A 21,411-nucleotide genomic window follows, 5' to 3' on the forward strand; every position below is an offset into this window, starting at 1 on the left:
TCTGCTTCCGCTTCAATCGGCGCTTTGCCATGGCTGAGATGACCGAGCGCATCGCCAATGCAGTCTGCTGCTGCATGCCTTGCACGGAGCGGGATCTCAGGCTTGCGGAGGCTTATGGGTAATCAAGAAGGTCGTTGATTGCCACCCCCCTTCATGAGCTGGGATTTCACCGAAGACGCGGCCTTCATGGCCCTGTGCGACGCCTACAAGGAGAGCGGTGAACCCTCCGCCATGGAGTTCCTGGCCCACGGCGAAGGAGCGTTTCACTTTCAGGAACTGACTCAGAACGCTGCCGGTGAGGGGGTTGATCTGAGTGACTCGACCGAGCTCGAGGAGTTCCAGCAGGAGGTGATCGACACGCTCGAGGCCATGTGTGCCGACTGAGCTGACCCGATCGCGTCCCTGACCGCCAGGGCCAGGGATCCGAGGCTGGAGCCCCAGGAGCGGCGCTCAGGAATAGAAGAAGGCAATCTCCTTGTCCTTGAGGCCGTCCCAGCCGGCAGCCTTGAGACGGGCATCCAGAGAGGCCTGATCGAAGTGCTTGGAGCCGGTCTTGACGATGCGGTTTCGCATCGACTTCTTGACGCCGCTGCGGGAACGCTGGCTTTCGAGCTCCATCACCTCGTTGTAGAGCTCCACCATCTCGACGGGAATGGGGGTGCCATCGAGATCAAGCCCGGAGGCAATGGCGGCATCAACACCACCGGGTCCGGCAATGGCCATGGATCGCAAACAGAGAGGCGGCAAAAGCCTGCCATGACCCTGGGGCAGCAGGCACGGCCAAGGGCAGACGGCCGAGATCAGGCGCTGAAGTAGCGGGCCTTGCTGTGCAGTGCCACCAGGGCTGTGGTGCTCTGCTCAGGATCCAGCTGATCACTCTCATCCATGGACAGACCAATGCGCTCGGCACCGAGCCATGCCAGCTGGGGACGGGAATCGGCCACATTGGGACAGGCCGGATAGCCGAAGGAATAGCGGCTGCCTTGGTAGCGCTGCGCCAGCACATCCCGAAGGGCCGCGGGTTCCTCGGCGGCGAAGCCGAGCTCCTTTCGGATGCGGGCATGGACCCACTCCGCCAGGGCCTCGGCCATCTGCACGGCAAGGCCATGGAAATAGAGGTAATCCGTGTATTGATCCGCTTGGAACAGCTGCTGCGCAAACGTGGTGGCTCCCTCCCCCATGGTCACCGCCTGCATCGGCATCATGTCGGCAGGCCTGGGCTCTCCATCGGCACCGATCACCAGATCGCGGTAGAAATCGGCGATGCAGTAGCGGTTGCCAGCCCGCTGACGCGGCAGTTCAAAACGGCCCAGTTCGCGGCCCGCCTGGCTGGGGCTATCCGATTCAGCCAGACCCGTGGGATCAAAGATCACCACGGCATTGCCGCTGCGGCCGCAGGGGAAATAGCCATACGCCACCCGCGGGGTCAGCAGAGATTCGTTGATGCACCGTTGCTTCCAGTGCTGCAGCACGGGCTCAGCCTTCTCGACCAGCATGGCTTCGTAGTCGGCACGTGATTGCTGCTGGGTTTTGCGCAATTGCCACTGGCCAGCGAACAGGGCCTGACGATCGAGGTAGGCAAACACCTCCTCTAGATCGATGTCGTTTTCGTTGAGGACTCTGCTGCCCCAGAACGGTGGGGTCAGGGCCGGCTCCTCGGGCACCATCTCAGAACGATGGTCGTTGGGGCCAGGGGAGATGGAGCCGGCAGGCTGAACAGCACCGGAGTGAAGCTGGGACGCAATGTCCGCAGATGTCTCAGACGAAGATGTCTGACTTGAAGACGTTTCAGCGGGAGTGGTGGCACCATCCTCAGGGCCCGCATTACCATCGGCACTGGCCAGACCAAGCCCTTCGGGAACGCCCGCCAGGAAACCCTTCTGATCATCCCAGGTGCCGGCTGATTTCGCATCCATCAAGGCATCCATGAAGCGCAGATCGGCAAACGCATCGCGGCCATAGACCACCAGGCCGCGATAGGCGGCGCGGCAGTCACCGTTGACGAAGCGCGGCGTCAGTGCAGCACCACCGAGAATCACGGGCACACCGATGCCGGCCTGATTGAAGGCCTCAAGGTTGTCCTTCATGAAGGCCGTGGATTTGACCAGCAGACCACTCATGGCAATGCAATCGGCATTGTGTTTCTGCTGGGCCTCAATGATGGCATCACAACTCTGTTTGATGCCGAGATTGATCACCTCATAGCCATTGTTGGTAAGAATGATATCCACCAGATTCTTGCCGATATCGTGGACGTCGCCCTTCACGGTGGCAATCAGAAACTTGCCCTTGCTGCTGCTCTCCCCCTCCTGCTTCTCCATGTGGGGCTCGAGATAGGCCACCGCCGACTTCATGGTTTCAGCACTCTGCAGCACAAAGGGCAACTGCATCTGGCCGGAACCGAACAGTTCGCCCACCACCTTCATGCCATCCAGCAGGAAAGTGTTGATGATCTGCAGCGGCGGATAACTGGCCAGGGCTTCATCGAGGCTTGGCTCCAGGCCGATCCGTTCCCCATCAATGATGTGCTGTTTCAGCCGCTCTTCCACAGGAAGATCGGTCAGCGATGGCCCCGAAGCCCGCGCCTCACGGGCGCTCACCCCTTCGAACAGGGTGGTCAACACCGTGAGCGGGTCGTAGTTGCAGACCGCTCCAGCTTTTGCCGCCTCCGTCGCCGAGATGCCAGCTTCGCTGGCATTCACAAAGCGACGGCGATCGTGAATCAGATCGCGGCAGACCTGCTGGTGCTCCTCACTGATCTTCACCAGCGGCAGAATCTTGGCCGGGCTGACTATCGCGGCATCCATGCCGGCCGCGCAGCAGTCGTGCAAGAACACGGAGTTCAACACGATACGGGCAGCTGGTGACAGTCCAAAACTCACATTGCTGACGCCCAGCACCACGTGCACGCCCGGCAACTGCGTGCGGATCCGGCGGATCGATTCGATCGTGGCGGCAGCATTGAGCCGATCCTCCTCGATGCCGGTGGAGATCGGCAGGGCCAGGGGGTCGTAAAAGAGTTCATGGGCAGGGATGCCGAACTCCAGGGCATCGCGGTAAGCGCGTTGTGCAATGGCGAACTTGCGCTCCGCCGTGCGTGCCATGCCCTCTTCATCGATGGTGCCGACCACCACACCAGCGCCGTAGGCCTTGGCCAGCTCCAGCACCTTGAAGAAACGCTCGTCGCCGTCTTCGTAGTTGGTCGAGTTGAGGATGCACTTGCCACCGGCCACCTTGAGGCCGGCCTCCATCTTCTGCCACTCGGTGGAATCGAGCATCAACGGCAGATTGACATTGGTCACCAACCGGCTCACCAGCTGGTGCATGTCGCGTTCACCATCGCGGCCCACGTAATCGACGTTGACGTCAAGCACGTGAGCGTTCTCCTTCACCTGGTTGCGGGCCACGGCCACCAGACCGTCCCAGTCTTCCGCCGCCAGCAGTTCGCGCACCTTTTTGCTGCCACTGGCATTGAGCCGCTCGCCGATGATCAGGAAGGAGTTGTCCTGGTGATACGGCGTGGTGCCATAGATCGAGGCAGCAGCGGGCTCGTAGCGCAACAACGGCCGCGGGCCGCTGTGGGTGGCATCGCCATCGGCAGCCTGGAGTGCATCGGAGCGACGCACCTCGCGGGGGGCTGGGCTGAGCTCGGCCGCCAGCTCCACCAGGGCGCCGATGTGGGCGGGGGTGGTGCCACAGCAGCCTCCGATCACCTGGACGCCGAGATCTTCGACGAAGTGCAGCAGCTGCAGCTTCATCTCCAGCGGCGTCAGCCGGTAATGGGCCACCCCGCCGATGTTCTCGGGCAGGCCGGCATTGGGGATGCAGCTCACCACAAAGGGACTGTTGGCGCTGAGGTAGCGGATGTGCTCCTTCATCTGCTCCGGGCCAGTGGCGCAGTTGAGGCCGAGCACATCAATCGAAAAGGGCTCCAGGATCGCCACCACGGCGGCTATGTCCGAACCCACCAGCATCGTGCCGGTGGTCTCCATGGTCACGCTGACCATCAGAGGCCTTCGCTCACCTGTGGCCTTGAATGCCGCCTCCAGGCCCTGCAAGGCCGCCTTGATCTGGAGAACGTCCTGGCAGGTCTCGACGATGAACAGATCCACATCTCCCGCCAGAAGGCCCTCGGCCTGCTCCTGGAAGGAGGCCCGCATCGTCTCGAAGGCAACGTGGCCCAGGGTGGGCAACTTGGTGGTGGGACCCATCGAACCCGCCACGAAGCGCGGTTTGTCGGGGGTGCTGTAGGCATCGGCCATCTCACGGGCCAACGCGGCGGCCCGTTTGTTCAGGGCGAAGGCCTGATCGGCGATGTCGTATTCAGCCAACACCAGGGACGTGGCACCGAAGGTGTCGGTCTCGATCACATCGGCGCCAACTTCAAGGAACTGGCGGTGCACCGCCTGCACGGCATCGGGCCTGGACATCACCAGAACCTCGTTGCAACCCTCCAGGGCAGCCCCACCGAAATCCTCGGCCGTCAGATTCATCTGCTGCAGCGAGGTGCCGGTGGCGCCGTCGAACACCAACACCGGACGATGGGGGCCATGAAGGCGCTCCAGAAATCCAGTGCGCTGCTGACGGGGCCCTGCGTTGGCAGAACCTTCGGTCGGAGAGGAGGGGGCAGTGATGACCATCTGCGGGTGTTCCTGTCGCTCAGGCCTCGAGGCGAATGCGCGTCACCCAATGGTCATAGGCGGGATCCCGGCCCTCCGTGATCAGGGTGAGGCGTTCGCGCAGCCGTTCCATGATCGGTCTCTGCACGGGAAGGTCGGTGGTTTCCACCCGCCGAACCGGTGTGACCCGCGCTGCGGTTCCACTGAGAAACACCTCATCGGCCACAAAGAGCTCGGTCTTGTCGACCGGTCGCTCCAGGGTGGGGATGCCCATGTCGCGGGCCAGTTCCAGCACACTGGCCCGGGTGATGCCCTCAAGGATATCCTGATCCACGCCGGGTGTGATCAGCACACCATCGCGCACGATGAAGAGATTCATACCGCTGGCTTCGCTCATCTTGCCGCGGCTGTTGAGCAGCAGAGCTTCATCAAAGCCACTGCGCACTGCCTCTGTTTTCGCCAGGGAACTGGTGATGTAGGCGCCGGAGATCTTGCCGCGCAGCGGCAGAGAGCGATCTTCCTGGCGGGTCCAGGAGCTGATGCGGCAGCTCACCCCTTCGGGAGACAGATAGTCGCCCAGCTCAATGCCGTAGATCAGAAAGTCGGTCTGGATGTCGTGCAGGCGCGGGGCGATGCCCAGATCGCTGGTGTAGACGAATGGCCGCAGATAAACCGGACAGGTGGGTTTGTTCGCCTGCAGAAACGCGTGGATGGCTGCGTGGATCGTTTCCTCGCTCAGTTCCGTGAGCAGCAGCCGCGCGCTCTGACTGAGGCGGCGCGCATGGCGATCGGCACGAAACAGCAGAATCTCACTGGAATCGCTTGGATTGGGGATCGCCCGCATCCCCCCGAACGCGCCGGTGCCGTAATGAAGCGCGTGGGTGGCCACCGACAGGGTCGCCTCTGCAAATGGCACGCACTGACCGCCGAACCAGGCATAGGGGAGGAACTGATGCATCGGACCGGCGTTTCTGGAGCGATCTTCTCACTGCCAGGCCCCGGCCGTGCCCGCAAGCACCCAGGATGAGGCCATGCATCGATTGGCCACGGTTCCAGGTTCAGCCGAGGAAGCGGCGCAGGGAGCGTTCGTTGAGCAGCCAGCGGCGCCGGTGCTGCTGCTCACCAGTGCCGACACCGACATCGTGGCGCTGGAAGCCCTGCTGGTGGCTGAGCCGGATCTGCTCGGCAGTGACCTTCGCGCCCTCAACCTGGCGGCGCTGGTCCATCCGGCCGTGATCGATCACTACGTCGCCAGCACGGTGGCAGCAGCCCGGTTGGTGGTGGTGCGCCTGCTGGGGGGGAAGGGTCACTGGAGTTACGGCCTGGAGCGCCTGCAGGACTGGTGGCAGCAGGATCCAGTCAGGCGAACGCTGGTGGTGCTGGCCGGCACCGCCGACGAAGACCGTGCCCTGGCGAACCTGGGCAGCGTCCCACCAGCTCTGGCCATCGGCCTGGCCGGCTGCCTGCGGGAGGGCGGGGCGGAGAACCTGCGTCGGATGCTGCGCAGCCTGCGCTGTCTCCTGGAGGGGCGGGAAGTGGTCCCGCCGCAGCCCAGCCCGCTGGCCGATCCCCTGCCCCACGACTGGCAGAACGATCCGGGCCCGCGGGTGGGGCTGCTGCTTTACCGGGCCCTGCACCAGGCCGGCGATCTGGCCCTGGTGGAGGACTGTCTCAAGGCCTTGCGGGGGCAGGGGCTCTGTCCCCGGGCCCTGTGGGTCAGCGGACTGCGGGATGCGGTCGTGCAACGGGGCGTGGCCGACCTCCTGAGCCGCGAACAGGTGCAGGCGGTGCTCTGTGCCACCGCCTTTGCCTCGGTGAGCGTCTCGGAGGCAGGGCTGGGGGCGCCGCTGTGGGAGGCCCTGAATGTGCCGGTGCTGCAGCTGCTCACCAGCGGCCAGCCGCGCGCCACCTGGCAGGCCAGCAGCATTGGCCTCGGGCCGGTGGATCTGTCGCTGCAGGTGGCGTTGCCGGAACTGGATGGCCGGCTCACCACCCGCATCGGCGCCTTCAAGGAAACCGAGCAAGCCAGTGAACGGTTATCCGTGGCCTTGACGCGTTACCGGCCCGACCCGGAGCGGTTGGCCTGGATCGCCCAGCTCACGGCCCACTGGATCCGCCTGCGAACGACTGCGGCCGCGGAGCGGCGCGTGGCACTCGTGCTGGCCAATTACCCCACGCGCAACAGTCGCCTGGCCAACGGTGTCGGGCTGGACACGCCAGCCAGCGCCGCCCTGATGCTGCAGTGGCTGGCGCAGGCCGGCTACGACCTGGCGGATCCCGACCAGGACCTTGCCCTTGGTGCTACCCGTCACGAGCCGGCACTGCCCGCCGATGGCGACGCCCTGATCCAGCGCCTGCTGGCGGGCCGCAGCAACGACCCCGAGAGCGGTCACCGGCCGGCCCTGGACCATCTTCCCCTGGAGTGCTACGTGCAGTGGTACGCATCCCTGCCGCCGGCAGGCCGGGAGCGGCTGGAAGCCGTCTGGGGTCCGCCGGAGCGGGATGGCGGCCTGGAGGCGGCCGGCTTTCCGATCCGTGGATTGCGCTTCGGGCGGGTGGTGCTGCTGATCCAGCCGGAACGGGGCTATGACCGCGATCCCAGCCTCAGCTATCACAGCCCCGATCTGCCGCCCACCCATGCCTACCTGGCCCAGTACCTGTGGCTGCGGCAGAGCTTTGCAGCCCAGGTGGTGGTGCATGTGGGCAAGCACGGCAATCTCGAATGGCTGCCGGGAAAGGGCCTGGGCCTCTCGTCCGACTGCTATCCGGAATGGGCCCTGGGGCCGATGCCGCACCTCTACCCCTTCATCGTCAATGACCCGGGCGAGGGGTCTCAGGCCAAACGCAGGGCCCAGGCGGTGATCCTCGATCACCTCACCCCACCGCTGGGGCGGGCCGGGCTCCATGGCGACCTGCAGGAACTGGAGGCACTGCTCGACGAATACTGGGAGGCCTGCCAACTGGGCAGCGAACGCGCCATCTCCCTGCGTAAGCGGCTGGCCGAACGTCTGGAGGGACTGGAATTTCCCCTGGAGCCCGGCAGTTGCCAGGAAGAGGAAGAATCGGCTGCCATCCGGACTCTGGAGGAGCGCCTTGAGGCAGCCGATGGCTATCTCTGCGAGCTGAAGGAGGCTCAGATCCGCCTGGGGCTGCACACCTACGGCACCCTGCCGTCGGCCGGCAAATTGACCGAACTGCTGCTTTGCCTGGCCCGCGCACCGCAGGACCGCCAACCGGGTTTCACGCAGGCGCTGGCCCGGGACCTCAACCTCGACCTCGACCCCTGGAGCGATCCGGAGGAGGCGCGCCTGAGCGAGCTCGACCGGCAACGTCTGCAGGCGCTGCAGGCTCAGCAGTGCTCGGTACCCCTGCGCCACGTGGGCGATGGTGTGGTGTTGCTGGAGCAGGCCGCTCTGGCGCTGCTCCAACCGCTGCTGAAGGACCCTGAAGACAGCGATTCCGGGGTCACAGCTGCAGCCCAGCCGCCGGTGTGGGGCGCCAGCACGGCAGCCGCCCTGGACAGGGTCCAGACCGTTCTGCTGCCACGGCTGCTGGCCTGTGGCGATGCCGAACAGCAGGCCTTTCTGCGGGGACTGGCCGGCGAGCGCATCGCCGCCGGGCCTTCCGGTGCCCCCACCCGGGGCCGCCCCGATCTCTTGCCCACGGGCCGCAACTTCTATTCGGTCGATCTGCGGGGCCTGCCCACCGAAGCGGCCTGGGATCTGGGACGCCGCAGTGCCGCCCTGCTGCTGGAGTTGCACCTCCAGGAGCAGGGCGACGACCTGCGCTGCCTGGCCCTGTCGGTGTGGGGCACAGCCACGATGCGCAACGGTGGCGAAGACATCGCCCAGGCCCTGGCCCTGCTGGGGGTGCAACCGGTCTGGGACGGACCCACCCGGCGGATGGTGGATCTCGAGCTGATTCCCCTGCGCGTGCTGCAGCGGCCACGGGTGGACGTGACCCTGCGGATCTCGGGGCTGTTCCGCGACGCCTTTCCCCAGCTGGTGGGCTGGATCAACCGGGCCACGGCCATGGTGGCGGCGCTGGATGAACCCGAGGAGTCCAATCCCCTGGCGGCGGCGGCCCGCCGCGAGGGCCACAGCGGCCGTGTCTATGGATCGGCGCCAGGGGCCTACGGCGCCGGTCTGCAGGGCCTGATCGACAGCGGCCACTGGGAGGAGCGCCGCGATCTGGGGGAGGCCTTCCTCAACTGGAGTCAGTGGCGGTATGACGGGGACGCCGGTCTGGGCAGCTCAGCCGGCTCGACGGCTCTGGCCCCCGGGGCGATTGACGCCCGCATCGATCGCAGCGGGCTGGAGCGGCGGCTGCGCCACGTTGAGGTGGTGTTGCACAACCAGGACAACCGCGAGCACGACCTGCTCGACTCGGATGATTACTACCAGTTCCAGGGAGGCCTCAGCGCCGCCGCTGAAGCGCTCAGTGGCTCAGCTCCGGCCCTGTGGTTTGGCGACCACTCCCGTAGCCAGCGGCCGCGCCTGCATCGGCTGGAACGGGAATTCGACAAGGTGCTGCGCAGCCGCGTGCTCAACCCCCGCTGGATCGATGCCATGCGCGAGCACGGCTACAAGGGGGGATTTGAGATGGCGGCGAGTCTGGATTACCTGTTCGCCTACGACGCCAGCACCGGCCGTGTACCCGACTGGAGCTACGGAGCTCTCTGTGACCGCTGGCTGGGGGATGCAGCCGTGCGCCAGTTCCTGCAGGGCGCCAACCCCTGGGCCCTGCGAGATATGGCCGAACGACTGCTGGAGGCCCACCACCGCGGACTCTGGGAGAGCGCGAACCAGAACCAGCTGGACCAGCTACGCCAGCTGGTTCTGGACAGTGAGGCCTTGATCGAAGCCCGTTAGGGCCTGATCAAGCGCACCAGCCTGCCGCTCAGGCGTTGAGATCCTTGACCATGGACTTGAACGGATCGATCGATCCGGGCTTGCCCTGCTGACGGGTGATCGCCGGTTGGTCGTTGGTGTCGGTGTCGTTCTGCTTCCTGGCGGCAGCGGCCCCACCCGGGACGTTCACCCCGGTCACGGCCGAGCCCTTGAGCCGCTGCTCCAGCTCAGCGGCGGACATCTGCTTGGCAAAGGTCTTCTTGACCGGCTTGGGCACACCGCCGGTGAGATTCATCTCAGCGCTGGCGGAAGCCATGCCGGGGAGTCCTTCCGAGGCCCGTTCCAGACGCGCCTCCATCGAGGCCACCTCCTGCACCATCTCCTTGTTGCCGGGGTTATCAGCCGTACCCGGGAAGGTATGGCGAATCGTGTTGGAGCGCCGCATGAAGTTCACATCCCCCATGCTGGTGGAGGCGTCTGGCTCCAGGAAGAACGCTTCGGCTTCCTTCTTGGGTTTGGAGGCCGGCTTCGAGGCCGCCGCAGCGTTACGGGAACCGAGCAGACGATCGAAGAGGCCCATCGGCGTTGAAGAAAGGCGTCAACTGAGCCTAGCGGCCCCGCAGCTCCAACCCATGGGTATCGGTACCACAACTCTGCAAAAGGCCACGTTCAGCCAGAGCGCCGGCGATTGCTTCGCACACCAGCGGTGTCGGCGCCCAGCAACCCTGCATGGCGTAGTCGTACCAGGCTTCGGCCCCGTCAAACCCCTGGGCGGCGGCGGCCGTCAGCAGACGCTGGTGGCTCAGGCGATAGCGGGCCGGATGGGCCAGCAAGGCCAGGCCTCCAGCGGCGCGGATGGCCGCCACCACGGCCTCGGAGCGAAGCGCCGGTCCCACCACCGCCTCGCCGCGCAGGTAGATCGCCAGGGCGGGATGGTCAGGGTTGAAGCCCAGGGCCAGCACATGCACCAGACAACCCTCCAGCAGGCAGCTGATCTCGACACCACTCCAGAGGGTGGGAACGGTCACCCCTTCAGACGCCAGTTCATTCAGGGCCGCCTGCACCTGCGGACAGGCCTCCATGGTGTGGTGATCCGTCACCGCGAAATGCTCCAGACCGATCGCAGCGGCCTGGCGAGCCAGCTCGCGGGGATGCAGGCTGCCGTCGCTGCAGGTGGTGTGGCAATGGAAGTTGAGCCGACCTGGACAGCTGTCTGCCGAGACTGTTCGGAGCACCCTGGCCAGAGGGTGGTTGGCCGCCTCGTCACGCAGCTGGGGGAACGACGTCACCATCAGCAGCGGGGCCGCGATCTCGACGCGGCAGGAAGAACGCGGGGTTCGAGGCCAGGCTGGCAGCGCATACCGTCAGCCCACCAGCGAGTCGGCCGCCGCCAGCCGTTCGGCCCGCAGGCGACGCCAGCGGGCATAGAACTGAATCGAGGCGGCCATGAACACCACCAGGGCCACGATGAACCAGGTGGCGGCGCCGGTGGGGAACTGGTTCTTGAACACCACCAGCATCACCACCACCACCAGCAGAAGGGTGGGCAGCTCATTGAGGGCCCGCAGCTGCTTCGGGCTCCAGCCGCAGTTGCCCTGCTGCAACTGGCCCATCAGCCGATAACAGAAGGCGTGGTACGCGAGCAGCGCCGCCACAAAGGCGAGCTTGGCGTGCATCCAACCCTGATGTAGCCAGGCAGGATTGACACTCAGCAGGCCAACTGCACAGACCACCGCCACCACCATCCCGGGGGTGGTGATGATGTTGGCCAGACGCCGCTCCATCAAGGCGTATTGCTGCTGGAAGGCAGTGCGCAGGCTGGGTTCGAGCTCCTCAGCCTCGCGGTGGTAGATGAACAGTCGCACCAGGTAGAAGAGCCCGGCAAACCACACCACCACCCCCACGATGTGGAGGGTCTTGAACCACAGATAGGCCTCGGGCGGCCAGGCGAGGGCCAGGGGCATGCGGCAGGGCGGTCGGGTCGATACAGGCTAGGGCCGGGGGTTCGGGATGTTCGGATGGGGTGCCGGTTGCCGGCAAGGCAGGAAGCGGCGCCCTGGCAACCCGGCATTGTCGAGGCGGCATTGGCACGAGCCCTTGCTTCTTGCTGGGGTTTCAGATCGAGGCCTGCGCCCTGGACCTGATGTCGTCAGTCCCAGCCCTGCGTACCCAGGGAGGGACAGCGGAGGAGTGTCTCTGCCCATGGAGGCGTCAGCTTCGATTGGGCATCGGTGCTTCCTCGCTGATTTCGTCCCATGCATAGGACGCGAACAGGATGCCACCGTCCTGATGATGCGTCCTGATGATGATGGTTGGCTGCGGGGCCAGGGGGGTTCTGGAACGACCAGAAGCATGGCTTCAGACTGCAGCAGGAACCTGTCTTCAGGCTGAAGAAGAAGAACACGGGTCTGAAGGCACTGACTCAATGGCTTTCGATCTGAATGGCTTTCCATGGTCTGGCTTCGCAGATTGTCGATATGGAGCTACCCACAGCGGCTGTTCAAACCAGAGACAGGGGAACCCAATCGAGGGGATGGGGCACCTGCATCTCGCGCCCTGCTCCCGGCGGCGTGGTCAGCGCCAGGTCATAGGACACCGAATACCGGCTGCTGCGACCTTCATAGGGGGTGACGCGATGGCGCAGATCGGAAGGGAAGATCAGCAACCGATGGGTCTGCGCAGCAAACACTCCCCCACTGACGGCAGCCTCCGCATAGGGCAGCGTCATGCTGTGACTGTAATAGGTCTCCGGAGCTTGGAACTCCAATTGTCCGGTGGGATTGTCGGGCTCCGTGCGGACGTAGAACACGGCACTGAGCTGGGCATTGGGATGGGTGTGGGCATCCAGTTCACCTCCCTGGGACGGACAGATCACCGACCAGGCCTTCTGGATGTGCAGCTCCAGTCCGTGATCGGGGCCAATCAGTGTCTCCAGAAACAGGCCGGCATAGTGGGCCAGCTGGCGGTTGAGCCACTGGAATTCGCCCAGGCGGTGCAGTTGATCCATCCCGAGCTCCGCCAGCACATCACCGGTGAGATTGTTGCGGCTGGAGAATCGTTCGTGCTGATACACGGTCCGGTCCAACTGAGCAAGGAAAGCCTCCATGGCCGCTGCGGTGGAAGCATCCGGCTCGAGATCCTCCTGCAGGACCGGGGTAGGAAAGAGCCAGTGCAGGGGCATGGTGCACTCAGGCGCCGCTTGGCTCACCAGGAGAGGGCTGCAGGGGCGGCCCTTGCTCGAAGCGCTCCAGCAGAACCTGGACCGGAATCTTGGAGCCGAAGCGGCAGGCGTGGGTCTCACTCGCCCGCAGGCTGCCGTGCTCCCAGAACTTGTTGCTGCCGTTCCCACCGCCGCAGAAGCCGAAAGTCTCACAGCTCTGATGGCAGTTCGCCACACCTGCCGTCATGTCTCTCCAGAGGCGGTGGAAGCGGTCGGTGGTGGTGGATTCCACCAGGGACATCTCTCGCAGATTGCCGAGGTTGAAACCGCCATAGGTGTCGCTGGCCACCGAGAGCAGCTCGGGATCGAAGGTGGAGAAATTCCCAAGCGCATCGACACTCAGGATCGAGAAGGGCCGGTTGAGTTCGTTCTGCTGCATGCGGCGTTGATCCTGGATCAGCCCGATCACCTGATCAAACTCCCGCAGGATGACGGGAAAGCCGTCCTGCTCACTCAGATCCCAGAACGTTCGCAGAAAGTGTCGGTATTGCTCCTCCCGGTCCTGCCCCTGCATCGAGGAGCTGGTGTGAATCCCCTCCTGTTCCTCCACGTTGAACCCCACGGCGCTGATGCCGTTGTCGCGGAAGAAGCGGTAGATCCGCTCCGGTTGCTCCATCGCTGCCGCCGTGATCACGGAGATGCAGTGGAAGGGCAGGTCATGGCGATGCAGGGCCTCGATCCCCTTCATTGCCAGGCCATGGGACCCGAGGCCGTTGCGGAAACGGCGGTTGGCGTCATGAATGTCCTCAGGGCCATCCACACTGATGCCCACCACGATTCTGTTGCGACGGAAGCACTCACACCAGCCGTCGTTGATCAGGGTGGCGTTGGTCTGCACATGCTGCGTGAAGTCGATCTCCTCCGCCTGCCACTCCAGCAACGACCGGCGGATGATCGCGGTCGCTTCGTCGTACCAGCTGCAGGGCAGAGTGAGCGGCTCACCGGCATGCCACACCAGGGCAAGCTCCGGTCCGCAATAGGGGCTCTCCAGAATGCGCTGCATCAGCAGCGGCAGCAGGCTGAGGTCGAAGTCCCGTTTCTTCTGTCGATCCGGTAGGTAGCAGTAGGAGCAGTCGAGGTTGCACAACGAGGTCGACTGCACCACCACCAGGCCGATGGGGCCGAAGCGGCTGAGATCAGGCCCGGCAGAAGAGGCTCGGCTCACCAGTTGATGAACGTACGACCAGACCCATTGCGCCAGGCATCACCGCCACCGTTGCGCCAGGCGGAGCTGCCCCCATTCCCCCAGCCGCCGCGGTAGGACCCATTGCTCCAGGTGGGGCGGCTGTTGCTCCACTTGGCGCCGCCTTTGCCATTGCTCCACTTGCCGCTGCCACGGGTGTTCTTGAAGGCGTGACCACCGCCGTTCCCCCACTTGCTCTTGGCAATCTGCTCGCCCTCGACGGCAGTGGGTCGCAGCAGATTGCTCCAGTCGCCATTTCTGACGGTCTCAATGCGGCTGTCGAGACTGTTGGCAGGATCCGGCTGGCCGTAGACAAGCGAGGCTTCGGCGCTCTGGCAGAGAGCGGCACTGCAGGCCAGCAGAACCTGGAAGGCAATCAGGGAGCGTTTCATCAGGACAGAAGGGTGCGGACGGTGATGGCACTCAGAGGGGAGGAATCAGAACGGGAGCATCACTCGGCACCCTGTTGGTCCGGCGGCTTCACGGTGGTGGAGATCTCCGCCGTGGAAGTCAGGATCAACGCGTAAAAGTCGCTGATCTGCTCTTCGGAGAGTTTGATGGCGCTGCCCGGTCCCACCCAGCGATTCACCATCTCACGGGAACCGCTGTCGCCGTCCACATAGGCCTGCATCATCTGGGCGATGGCCAGGTTGCCGGCGGTCAGCAAGCCAGGATTGTTCTGCGCCACGATGCAACCGATGCCGGTTCGGGCATAGGGGTAGTCGGGCACTAGCTTCTTGTTGCCAGACCCCCTGTTGGCGGCCAGCCAGAGGCTTGAACCTGCCAGGATGTCCACCGTGTTGTCATTCAAAGCGGCCAGGGCCTCTGCCGGAGTCTTGAATCCCCTGAGCTTGGCCGCAGGCACCACACTGGCGATCACCTGGGCGGCGGCGGAGTTGTCCACCACCCCCACGGTTCTGCCGCTCAGGGAGTCAGGTGTGCCATCGACACCGGCGGGTGCCAGCAGGCGGGTGCCACCAATGGCGAAGGGAAGGGTGAAGAGCGCCTGCCGGGTTCGGGGCCAGGTGAAGGCCACGCCGCAGGCAATGTCGGCCTTGCCGGTGGTGATGGCGTCGAACCCCTGATCGATGCTGGCCACCGGAATGAAGTGAAGGCTTGTGGCCCCCGCCTCGTCTTTCACGGCGCTCAGCACATCAACGGCGAGACCCACATAGCTGTCGCCCCGTTTCTCGATGAACGGCAGAACGGCATCGAAGACCACGGCCCTCAGTTCGCCCGTCGCGGGGCGGGACTGGGCGGCAGGCGGCATCAGACCGGCCAGCAGCACGAGGGCACCCAGGACGGGGACGAGCCGGGAACGCATCGGAATCCGCTGAACGACCATCCATGGATATCCGGTACCGCTGGGGCCAGTCGGCAGGACATACATATTGAAAGGAAGACTGGCTGAGTCAGGCATCATCGGTCCTGGCCAGGGCGGGCATCCTGCGGTGTTGATCGCACTGGCAACCGCCAGGGGAACGTTGCCCTGGTTCCCGATGCAATGTCAGGGGCGTGCCAGGCCCCATGGGTGCCATCAGTGCCGGTAGCGTCAGCTGATTCCCCCGGTCCCATGGATGGTGAACGGCTCTGAACGACCTGAGCGCCCGGCGCCCCAGGCCCCGGCAGGGCATCTGCCGGTCCAGCTGATCCACCGCTATTTCCGCCTGTTTGCCTTCTACGACCGCGATGGCGACGGACGCCACACCCTGCGCGGCGATTTCGAGCCGGTGGCTGCTCAGCTCGCTCAGCGCTGGCAGGGTCGGAGGACTCCCTTCCCGAATCTGCTGCAGCTTCTTCTCGACACCTACAGGCACGAAAACGCGCGTCGAGACAGCGACCATGACGGACTGGTGACTCAGGTGGAGTTCGTGGCCTCCCACGCGCGGGTGTTCGCTGCCTTCCAGGCCGATCCGGATGGTGCACGGCGGTTCATCGCCCGGTCCGCCGGTGGTTTTTTCGACGTGCTCGACCTCGATGGCGATGGCATGCTCTGCCTCGACGACCTGGCGGCCTTCGCCTCCGCCTACGGCCATCCCACCGGCAGCATCGCCGCCAACCTCGATGCAATGCTCGCCGGCCTGGGTTTGCCGGCAGGCCTGCTGCCGCGCGAGGCTTTCCTGACGCTGGTGGAACAGTATTGGTTCGATCCCTCCCCGGAGGCGCCCGGCCGCCACCTCTTTGATGGCGTGGGCCTGTCCGATCCATCCGATGCCCACACCGCAAGCATTGCCCCCCCATCAGTGGATGACAAGCCTGGACTGGATGGGCCTGAACGCTGAACGGATTGGAGGGGTGCACTGTTTGTTCCCCGATCATTCGATTCAGACATCGCTTGCTGATCACAGCAAAAAACCTCGCCAGGGATTGATCCAAAACATCCTCAATGGCCGCATTCTTCGCCATTGCATGCCTGGTTTACGGGCAAGGCAGTTCAACAGCAGTTATCAGCAATGGTCATCCTTGTCGACAGCAGCCATACAATGAAGGTTAGACGCTCTTGACAGCTGATCGCCCAAGAAAAGGTATCCTTAGAACTCACTCCTCTTTTCAGATCCATTCTCCTTAAGATCCATATTTCCGAAATCCCTCCCATTTAGTGCTGTTTCTCATTTGAGAGATCCAAGCTCTTGAATCCGCTAGTTTCAGCCGATCCAATCCTCCCTTTCAGCAGGGGTTGAACCATGGCTCACCCATTGAAGCGTTCGTTCGATAGGTAACGCCTTCCTCCATAGGATGACGTTGTCGTTGTCAGGTGGGAGGCGCCCCCAATCTGTGGCTCAACAAACTGGATGATGGGTTGCATCTGGCGGTGCTGTTCGTGCCCGACGATCGCGGCACACCACCACGCTGCGCTCAGGGCACTGCGGGATCTCTCCAATCACAACAACGACGAGGGCCGCCCCTTCATCGAAGGCCAGGCAGAGCTGCTGGGTGGCGGCCGCATTCCGGTTGGTCATGCCAACGTCAATGACCCGCCGCTGTATCGCTTCTTCCGCTACCTGGAGGCGATCACCGCCAGCCCGATCGCCGTCGGCCACAAACCACACCCCCCGCGATCTGCTGGTTCAGCGCAACTGAAGCAGATCCATCAGTCGCTGGCGCATCAGGGCGATCGGCTGGTCGGCTTCGATCAGATGCTCTCCTGTCGGCCAGGGCTCGAGCACGGCGGCCACGGCGGTGAGAATCGCCCGGTCCTGATCGATCAGGCCCCGCTCGAACCGCACCATGGCAGCAGCCGACACCTGCTTTTCGGTGTCGTTGCGGACGTAGAAGCGGCTGACTCGCGTGTCCTGGGGATTGGTGGGCACGGCGTGGAACACGATCCGCTGCCGCAGGCCCTACGGCCATTCCAACTCCAGGCTGAGGCCGGGCGGCGCAATCCAGCTCACCTGCCGCTCCAGCGATCTGGATCCCGGCAGATGTGGCATCTCGCGGTCTCGGGAGGGGTGGCTTTCAGCCCCGACCGCGACTCTGATCGCCGAGAGGCCAGCCGTCACTGTGCAGCTCCGCCGTCGCCCGGATCTCCGTCAGTTCCTCCGCAGGGATCTTCTCCAGTTGGCGCAGCACGAGCGTCATGCGGCCGTTGCGGCTCAGGTCGTGCTGGTGGCGGGCGAGGAAATCCCAGTAGTGGGCATTGAGCGGGCAGGCCTGCGGGCCGCTGCGCTGGCGGGGGTCGTAGCGGCAGCCCTGGCAGTAGTTGCTCATGCGGCGGATGTAGTTGCCGCTGGCGGCATAGGGCTTGCTCGCCAGGCGCCCGCCATCGGCGAACAGGGCCATCCCCAGCACATTGGTCTGCATCACCCAGTCGTGGCCGTCGATGAACATGCGATGGAACCAGGCGGTGAGGGCCTGGGGATCGAGGCCGGCGATCAGGCCGTAGTTCGCCAGCACCATCAGCCGCTGGATGTGGTGCGCGTAACCGGTGGCCTTCACCTCCGCCAGCACCGTGTCGAGGCAGGCCATGCCGCTGCCGCCCAGCTCCTCGAAGAACGCCGGCAAGGGTCGCTGGTGGCCGAAGTGATTGCTGGTGGCATAGGCCTCACCGAACCAGTGGTAGAGGCCATGGGTGTACTCGCGCCAGCCGAGGATCTGGCGGATCACCCCCTCCAGCCCCGCCAGGGGCGTCCCCCGCTCCAGGCCCGCCGTCTCCAGCCGGCGGATCACCTCCAGCGGATGGAGCAGCCCCAGGTTCAGATAGGGCGAGATCAGCGCATGCCAGAGGGTGGGCTGCCCCTGCACCATGGCGTCCTGATACGGCCCGAAGCCATCGAGGCGGGTGGCAATGAAGTGTTCCAGCACTGCCAGGGCCTGCTGCCGGCTCACCGCCCAGCCGAAGGGACGGGGACTGCCCGGCAGTGGCGGCAGCCCTTCCGCGCGCCGCTGCTCCTGCAGCCGCTCCACCCGCTCGATCACCGCCTCGGTGATCGCATCCGGGGCAAAGACCAACGGTGCCGGACCCTCCAGCCCCCGCGGCGGTGCCTTGCGGTTGTCGGCATCGAAGTTCCACTGGCCACCCAGGGGACGGGCCATCTTGCCCTCCCCCTCCAGCAGCACGCCGAAACGGCGGCGCCCCTCGCGGTAGAAGAATTCCAGGCGCCACTGCTTCTGGCGCCCGGCCCACGCCGAGAACGCCTCCCGGCTCCAGAGGAAGGCGTTACTGGGCAGCCACACCAGGCGCACCGGGAGCCGCAGGGCATCGATGGCCTGGCGAAACTCCCGATCCGCCGGCTCCATCAGACGCAGTTCCTCGATCCGGTGCTCGGCGATCCAGCCCCGCACCGCCTCACCGGAGCTGGCCGCCTCACGGTGATCCACCTCCCAGCCCACCTGCCGCAGCGCGATGGCGAAGTGCCGCTGGGCGCTCCACTGCAGCACCAGCTTCTGGCAATGAGACGCCCGGCGGCGGAGTCCCGCGGCGCTCTCGACCAACAGCACCCGCGCCTGCCCCGGCCCGGTGCTGGCCAGGGCGGCCTGATCGGCGCTGAGCTGATCGATCAGCACCCATACCCCCAGCCTGGGCGCGAGGTCAGCCAATCGGCTCACCGCTGAGACGGCAGGCGCGCCGGGTCACCGCCGCCACATAGCCCCGCTCCACCGGTCCGGTCGCCGGGCTGAGGCGCCCATCACGGCAATCCACCACCAACCGCTCGTGGTGCCCCTGCTGATCGCTCACCCGCAGGCGCAGCTGGAAATGGTGCTTGGCACTGCGGGTGATCTGATCTGCGCAGACCGGTCCGATGCACAGGCCCGGCTCCGCCAGGGCCTGCGGCATCAGAGCCTGGGGTGCCAGGGCCAGCGGGACAGGCAGAGGCAGGAGCAGCAGGGGAAGTGCCACCGTCAGAAGGCTCAGCAGCAGGCCAGCGATGTGCCTCAACCGGCGAGCTCCAGAGGGGTTCCATTCTCCTGGCTGCCGCAGTCAGGAGCGGAATCGGTGAGGCGTGGATCCGGATCCGATGCTGGTGCCGTGTCGGTGTCGGTGTCGCTGTTGATGTCGGGGGTGTCAGCATCCGCATCCGGGTGGAAATAGGCCCAGATCTGCTGCGCCAGGGCCGGCCCCACCCCCGGAGCCTCGGCAATCCGCTCGGCACTGGCCAGCTGAATGGCATCGATCGAACGGAAGTGAGCCAGCAGCTCCTTGACGCGCTTGGGCCCCAGACCCGGAATATCGGAGAGGCGGGAGCGTTTCATTCGCTCCCCCCTCTGCTGCCGGTGGAAGCTCACAGCGAAACGGTGGGCCTCATCGCGCAGGCGACGCAGCAGCTGGACACCCAGCTGCTCGGGCTCGCTTTCGAGCGGCTCCCGGGCACCGGGCAGGAAGACCTCCTCCCGCTGCTTGGCCAGGGAGCAGACCACCAGGTCCTCGTCGAGATTCAACTCCCGCAGGGCCTCCATCACCGCCGAGAGCTGCCCCTTGCCGCCGTCGATCATCACCACATCCGGCCAGTCATTGAGCCCGCCGGTGTGCAGCGCCGAATCGGCCGCCCGCCGCAGCTCACGCAGATCCGCCCCCTCGGCCTTGGCCTGGGCCCAGCGGCGGAAGCGGCGACGCATGATCTCGGCCATGGCCATGAAGTCGTCGGAGTGGCCGGAGCGGATCGAACTGCTCTGGATCTTGTACTTGCGGTAGTGCTGCTTGGCCGGCAGGCCATCGAGAAACACCACCTGCGACGCCACCGCATCGCTGCCCTGGATGTGGCTGATGTCATAGCCCTCGATGCGGCGGGGTGGATGGGTCAGATCGAGCAGCTGGGCCAGATCTTCCGTCGCCAGCGTGTTCTGTTCACTGCTGCGCTGGGCCCGCTCCAGTTCATAGCCGGCATTGCGAACCACCAGCTCGATCAGCTCGGCCTTCTGCTGCCGCTGAGGCACCACCAGCTTCACCCGGCGGCCGCGCCGCTCCGCCAGCCAGTCCTCAATCAGGCTCTGCTGAGGCAGGGGGTATTGCAGCAGCAGCTCCGGCGGAATCTCCACTGGTTCCACCTGGCTGTAGTGCTCCTCGATCACCCGCTGCAGGATCCGGCCCAGGGCCTGCTGCCGCTCCAGCGCGGCTGGCAACTCCCCGCCAGCTCCTTCCTCCGCAGCGGGAAGGGCCACCGCATCGGCGGTGAAACCGAGTCGACCCACCAGCTTGCCGGCACGCATCTGGAACAGCTGCACCGCCGCCAGCCGGTCATTCGCCGCCAGGGCCAGCACATCGCGGGAGACGGAACTGTCCCCCAGGCTCATCTTCTGATCGGCGGTGAGGTTGGCCAGACCCTGCAGCTGGTCTCGTACCCGAGCTGCCGCCTCGAAATCGAGCCGCTCGGCATAGCGCTCCATCTGGACCTGCAGCAACTCCAGGAGCTCATCATTGCGTCCCTGAAAAATCATCGCCACCTTGCGCAGGATGTGGTGATAATCGTCCGAGCTGATCTTCTCCTGGCAGACACCAGGGCAGCGGCCGATATCAAAGTTCAGGCAGGTGCGATCCCGATGCAGTGGCTGGGGCCGTTGCCGCAGTGGAAACACCCGCTTGACGAGGCCCAGGGTGCGGCGCAGCAGTCCTACATCCACATAGGGCCCGTAGAAACGATCCAGCGGGCTGCGGAGGCGGCGGCGGCGGGTGATGAACAACCGCGGATAAGCCTCACTCCAGGTGATGCAGAGATAGGGATACTTCTTGTCGTCCTTGAGCAGCACGTTGAAGTGCGGCTGGTTCTGCTTGATCAGGTTCGACTCCAGCGCCAGCGCCTCCGCTTCGCTGTCGGTGACGATGAACTCGATCTCACACACCTGCCGCACCATCAGGCCGATGCGGGGGCTGTGCCCCTGGGAGGCCTGAAAGTAACTGCGTACCCGGTTGCGCAGCAGCTTCGCCTTGCCGATGTAGAGGATGCGATCGTCGGCGTCGCGCATCAGATAGCAACCCGGCTCCGCAGGGACCGCCTTGAGGCGGGCCCGCAGACGCTCAGGCTGTTGGATCAGGGGGCGCTGGGTGGCCCCGGCGGGCTCGGGGAGGGACTCAGCCACGGGGCAAACCACCGGGTGCTGCGTGGG

At 65.1% G+C, this 21,411-nt stretch carries 17 protein-coding genes; 3 read left to right on the forward strand and 14 right to left on the reverse strand.

Features of this window, described 5'->3' with window-relative positions:
• Positions 1 to 153 precede the first annotated feature (153 nt).
• On the forward strand, positions 154 to 384 hold the full coding sequence (locus VB716_RS12145; protein ID WP_197159286.1) for a hypothetical protein: 231 nt from the start codon (positions 154 to 156) through the stop codon (positions 382 to 384).
• A gap of 66 nt (positions 385 to 450) precedes the next feature.
• On the opposite strand, the gene VB716_RS12150 is transcribed toward VB716_RS12145, so the two are convergent.
• From VB716_RS12150 to VB716_RS12160, 3 genes are all read right to left on the reverse strand, one after another.
• On the reverse strand, positions 451 to 723 hold the full coding sequence (locus VB716_RS12150; RefSeq protein WP_197155811.1) for a DUF4090 family protein: 273 nt from the start codon (positions 721 to 723) through the stop codon (positions 451 to 453).
• 77 nt (positions 724 to 800) lie between these two features.
• Entirely contained in the window at positions 801 to 4,640 is a 3,840-nt protein-coding gene (gene metH / locus VB716_RS12155; protein ID WP_323270620.1) for a methionine synthase, read from the reverse strand.
• 19 nt (positions 4,641 to 4,659) lie between these two features.
• Positions 4,660 to 5,577: a branched-chain amino acid transaminase gene (locus tag VB716_RS12160; RefSeq protein ID WP_197155815.1), complete on the reverse strand. Its 918-nt coding sequence runs from the start codon at positions 5,575 to 5,577 to the stop codon at positions 4,660 to 4,662.
• A 73-nt stretch (positions 5,578 to 5,650) separates the two neighbouring features.
• On the opposite strand from VB716_RS12160, the gene cobN reads away from it, so the two are divergent.
• Positions 5,651 to 9,490 carry a cobaltochelatase subunit CobN gene (cobN, locus tag VB716_RS12165; protein WP_323270633.1) on the forward strand — a complete coding sequence of 1,280 codons (3,840 nt, stop codon included), beginning with the start codon at positions 5,651 to 5,653 and terminating at the stop codon, positions 9,488 to 9,490.
• Positions 9,491 to 9,518: 28 nt separating this feature from the next.
• On the opposite strand, the gene VB716_RS12170 is transcribed toward cobN, so the two are convergent.
• The 7 genes from VB716_RS12170 to grrP all read right to left on the reverse strand — a co-directional run bounded on the left by VB716_RS12170 (position 9,519) and on the right by grrP (position 15,196).
• Positions 9,519 to 10,049, reverse strand: a complete 531-nt coding sequence (locus tag VB716_RS12170; protein WP_322758728.1) for a hypothetical protein — start codon at positions 10,047 to 10,049, stop codon at positions 9,519 to 9,521.
• Between the two features lie 28 nt (positions 10,050 to 10,077).
• A complete protein-coding gene (locus VB716_RS12175; RefSeq protein WP_323270621.1) occupies positions 10,078 to 10,761 on the reverse strand; it encodes a PHP domain-containing protein in 684 nt (227 codons plus the stop codon).
• A gap of 72 nt (positions 10,762 to 10,833) precedes the next feature.
• The gene (hemJ, locus tag VB716_RS12180) at positions 10,834 to 11,433 is read right to left on the reverse strand and encodes a protoporphyrinogen oxidase HemJ (RefSeq protein WP_322758726.1); all 600 of its coding nucleotides are present in this window, start codon (positions 11,431 to 11,433) and stop codon (positions 10,834 to 10,836) included.
• Between the two features lie 536 nt (positions 11,434 to 11,969).
• The gene (locus VB716_RS12185) at positions 11,970 to 12,650 is read right to left on the reverse strand and encodes a TIGR02466 family protein (protein ID WP_322758725.1); all 681 of its coding nucleotides are present in this window, start codon (positions 12,648 to 12,650) and stop codon (positions 11,970 to 11,972) included.
• A 7-nt stretch (positions 12,651 to 12,657) separates the two neighbouring features.
• Positions 12,658 to 13,854 (reverse strand): cyclophane-forming radical SAM/SPASM peptide maturase GrrM/OscB, encoded by a 1,197-nt coding sequence (grrM, locus tag VB716_RS12190; RefSeq protein WP_416223878.1) that lies wholly within the window; start codon positions 13,852 to 13,854, stop codon positions 12,658 to 12,660.
• Entirely contained in the window at positions 13,851 to 14,264 is a 414-nt protein-coding gene (gene grrA / locus VB716_RS12195) for a GrrA/OscA1 family cyclophane-containing rSAM-modified RiPP (protein ID WP_197155825.1), read from the reverse strand. Before grrA ends, grrM begins: the two co-directional genes overlap by 4 nt.
• A 59-nt stretch (positions 14,265 to 14,323) precedes the next feature.
• Positions 14,324 to 15,196 carry an extracellular substrate binding-like orphan protein GrrP gene (gene grrP, locus VB716_RS12200; protein WP_322758724.1) on the reverse strand — a complete coding sequence of 291 codons (873 nt, stop codon included), beginning with the start codon at positions 15,194 to 15,196 and terminating at the stop codon, positions 14,324 to 14,326.
• Between the two features lie 253 nt (positions 15,197 to 15,449).
• Between grrP and VB716_RS12205 the strand changes: the two genes are divergently transcribed.
• The gene (locus VB716_RS12205) at positions 15,450 to 16,154 is read left to right on the forward strand and encodes an EF-hand domain-containing protein (RefSeq protein WP_323270622.1); all 705 of its coding nucleotides are present in this window, start codon (positions 15,450 to 15,452) and stop codon (positions 16,152 to 16,154) included.
• 786 nt (positions 16,155 to 16,940) lie between these two features.
• Here the strand turns inward: VB716_RS12205 and VB716_RS12210 are convergent.
• From VB716_RS12210 to uvrC, 4 genes are all read right to left on the reverse strand, one after another.
• Entirely contained in the window at positions 16,941 to 17,195 is a 255-nt protein-coding gene (locus VB716_RS12210) for a hypothetical protein (RefSeq protein WP_197170255.1), read from the reverse strand.
• 133 nt (positions 17,196 to 17,328) lie between these two features.
• Positions 17,329 to 18,918 carry a cryptochrome/photolyase family protein gene (locus tag VB716_RS12215; RefSeq protein WP_323270623.1) on the reverse strand — a complete coding sequence of 530 codons (1,590 nt, stop codon included), beginning with the start codon at positions 18,916 to 18,918 and terminating at the stop codon, positions 17,329 to 17,331.
• Positions 18,902 to 19,147 carry a hypothetical protein gene (locus tag VB716_RS12220; protein WP_197172467.1) on the reverse strand — a complete coding sequence of 82 codons (246 nt, stop codon included), beginning with the start codon at positions 19,145 to 19,147 and terminating at the stop codon, positions 18,902 to 18,904. Before VB716_RS12220 ends, VB716_RS12215 begins: the two co-directional genes overlap by 17 nt.
• Before the next feature lie 98 nt (positions 19,148 to 19,245).
• Positions 19,246 to 21,384, reverse strand: a complete 2,139-nt coding sequence (uvrC, locus tag VB716_RS12225; protein ID WP_322758720.1) for an excinuclease ABC subunit UvrC — start codon at positions 21,382 to 21,384, stop codon at positions 19,246 to 19,248.
• Positions 21,385 to 21,411: the final 27 nt, after the last annotated feature.

It is taken from the genome of Synechococcus sp. CCY9201 (assembly GCF_034931105.1).
Classification (GTDB): domain Bacteria; phylum Cyanobacteriota; class Cyanobacteriia; order PCC-6307; family Cyanobiaceae; genus CBW1002.

Excerpts from the sequence above, each read along its gene's own strand:
- VB716_RS12145 (WP_197159286.1), top strand. The coding sequence starts at position 154 with ATGAGCTGGGATTTCACCGAAGACGCGGCCTTCATGGCCCTGTGCGAC.
- grrA (WP_197155825.1), bottom strand. The coding sequence starts at position 14,264 with ATGAAACGCTCCCTGATTGCCTTCCAGGTTCTGCTGGCCTGCAGTGCC.
- VB716_RS12160 (WP_197155815.1), bottom strand. The coding sequence starts at position 5,577 with ATGCATCAGTTCCTCCCCTATGCCTGGTTCGGCGGTCAGTGCGTGCCA.
- VB716_RS12205 (WP_323270622.1), top strand. The coding sequence starts at position 15,450 with ATGGTGAACGGCTCTGAACGACCTGAGCGCCCGGCGCCCCAGGCCCCG.
- metH (WP_323270620.1), bottom strand. The coding sequence starts at position 4,640 with ATGGTCATCACTGCCCCCTCCTCTCCGACCGAAGGTTCTGCCAACGCA.
- VB716_RS12220 (WP_197172467.1), bottom strand. The coding sequence starts at position 19,147 with ATGCCGCAGGCCCTGGCGGAGCCGGGCCTGTGCATCGGACCGGTCTGC.
- VB716_RS12170 (WP_322758728.1), bottom strand. The coding sequence starts at position 10,049 with ATGGGCCTCTTCGATCGTCTGCTCGGTTCCCGTAACGCTGCGGCGGCC.
- VB716_RS12185 (WP_322758725.1), bottom strand. The coding sequence starts at position 12,650 with ATGCCCCTGCACTGGCTCTTTCCTACCCCGGTCCTGCAGGAGGATCTC.
- grrP (WP_322758724.1), bottom strand. The coding sequence starts at position 15,196 with ATGCGTTCCCGGCTCGTCCCCGTCCTGGGTGCCCTCGTGCTGCTGGCC.
- cobN (WP_323270633.1), top strand. The coding sequence starts at position 5,651 with ATGCATCGATTGGCCACGGTTCCAGGTTCAGCCGAGGAAGCGGCGCAG.
- VB716_RS12175 (WP_323270621.1), bottom strand. The coding sequence starts at position 10,761 with ATGGTGACGTCGTTCCCCCAGCTGCGTGACGAGGCGGCCAACCACCCT.
- hemJ (WP_322758726.1), bottom strand. The coding sequence starts at position 11,433 with ATGCCCCTGGCCCTCGCCTGGCCGCCCGAGGCCTATCTGTGGTTCAAG.
- VB716_RS12150 (WP_197155811.1), bottom strand. The coding sequence starts at position 723 with ATGGCCATTGCCGGACCCGGTGGTGTTGATGCCGCCATTGCCTCCGGG.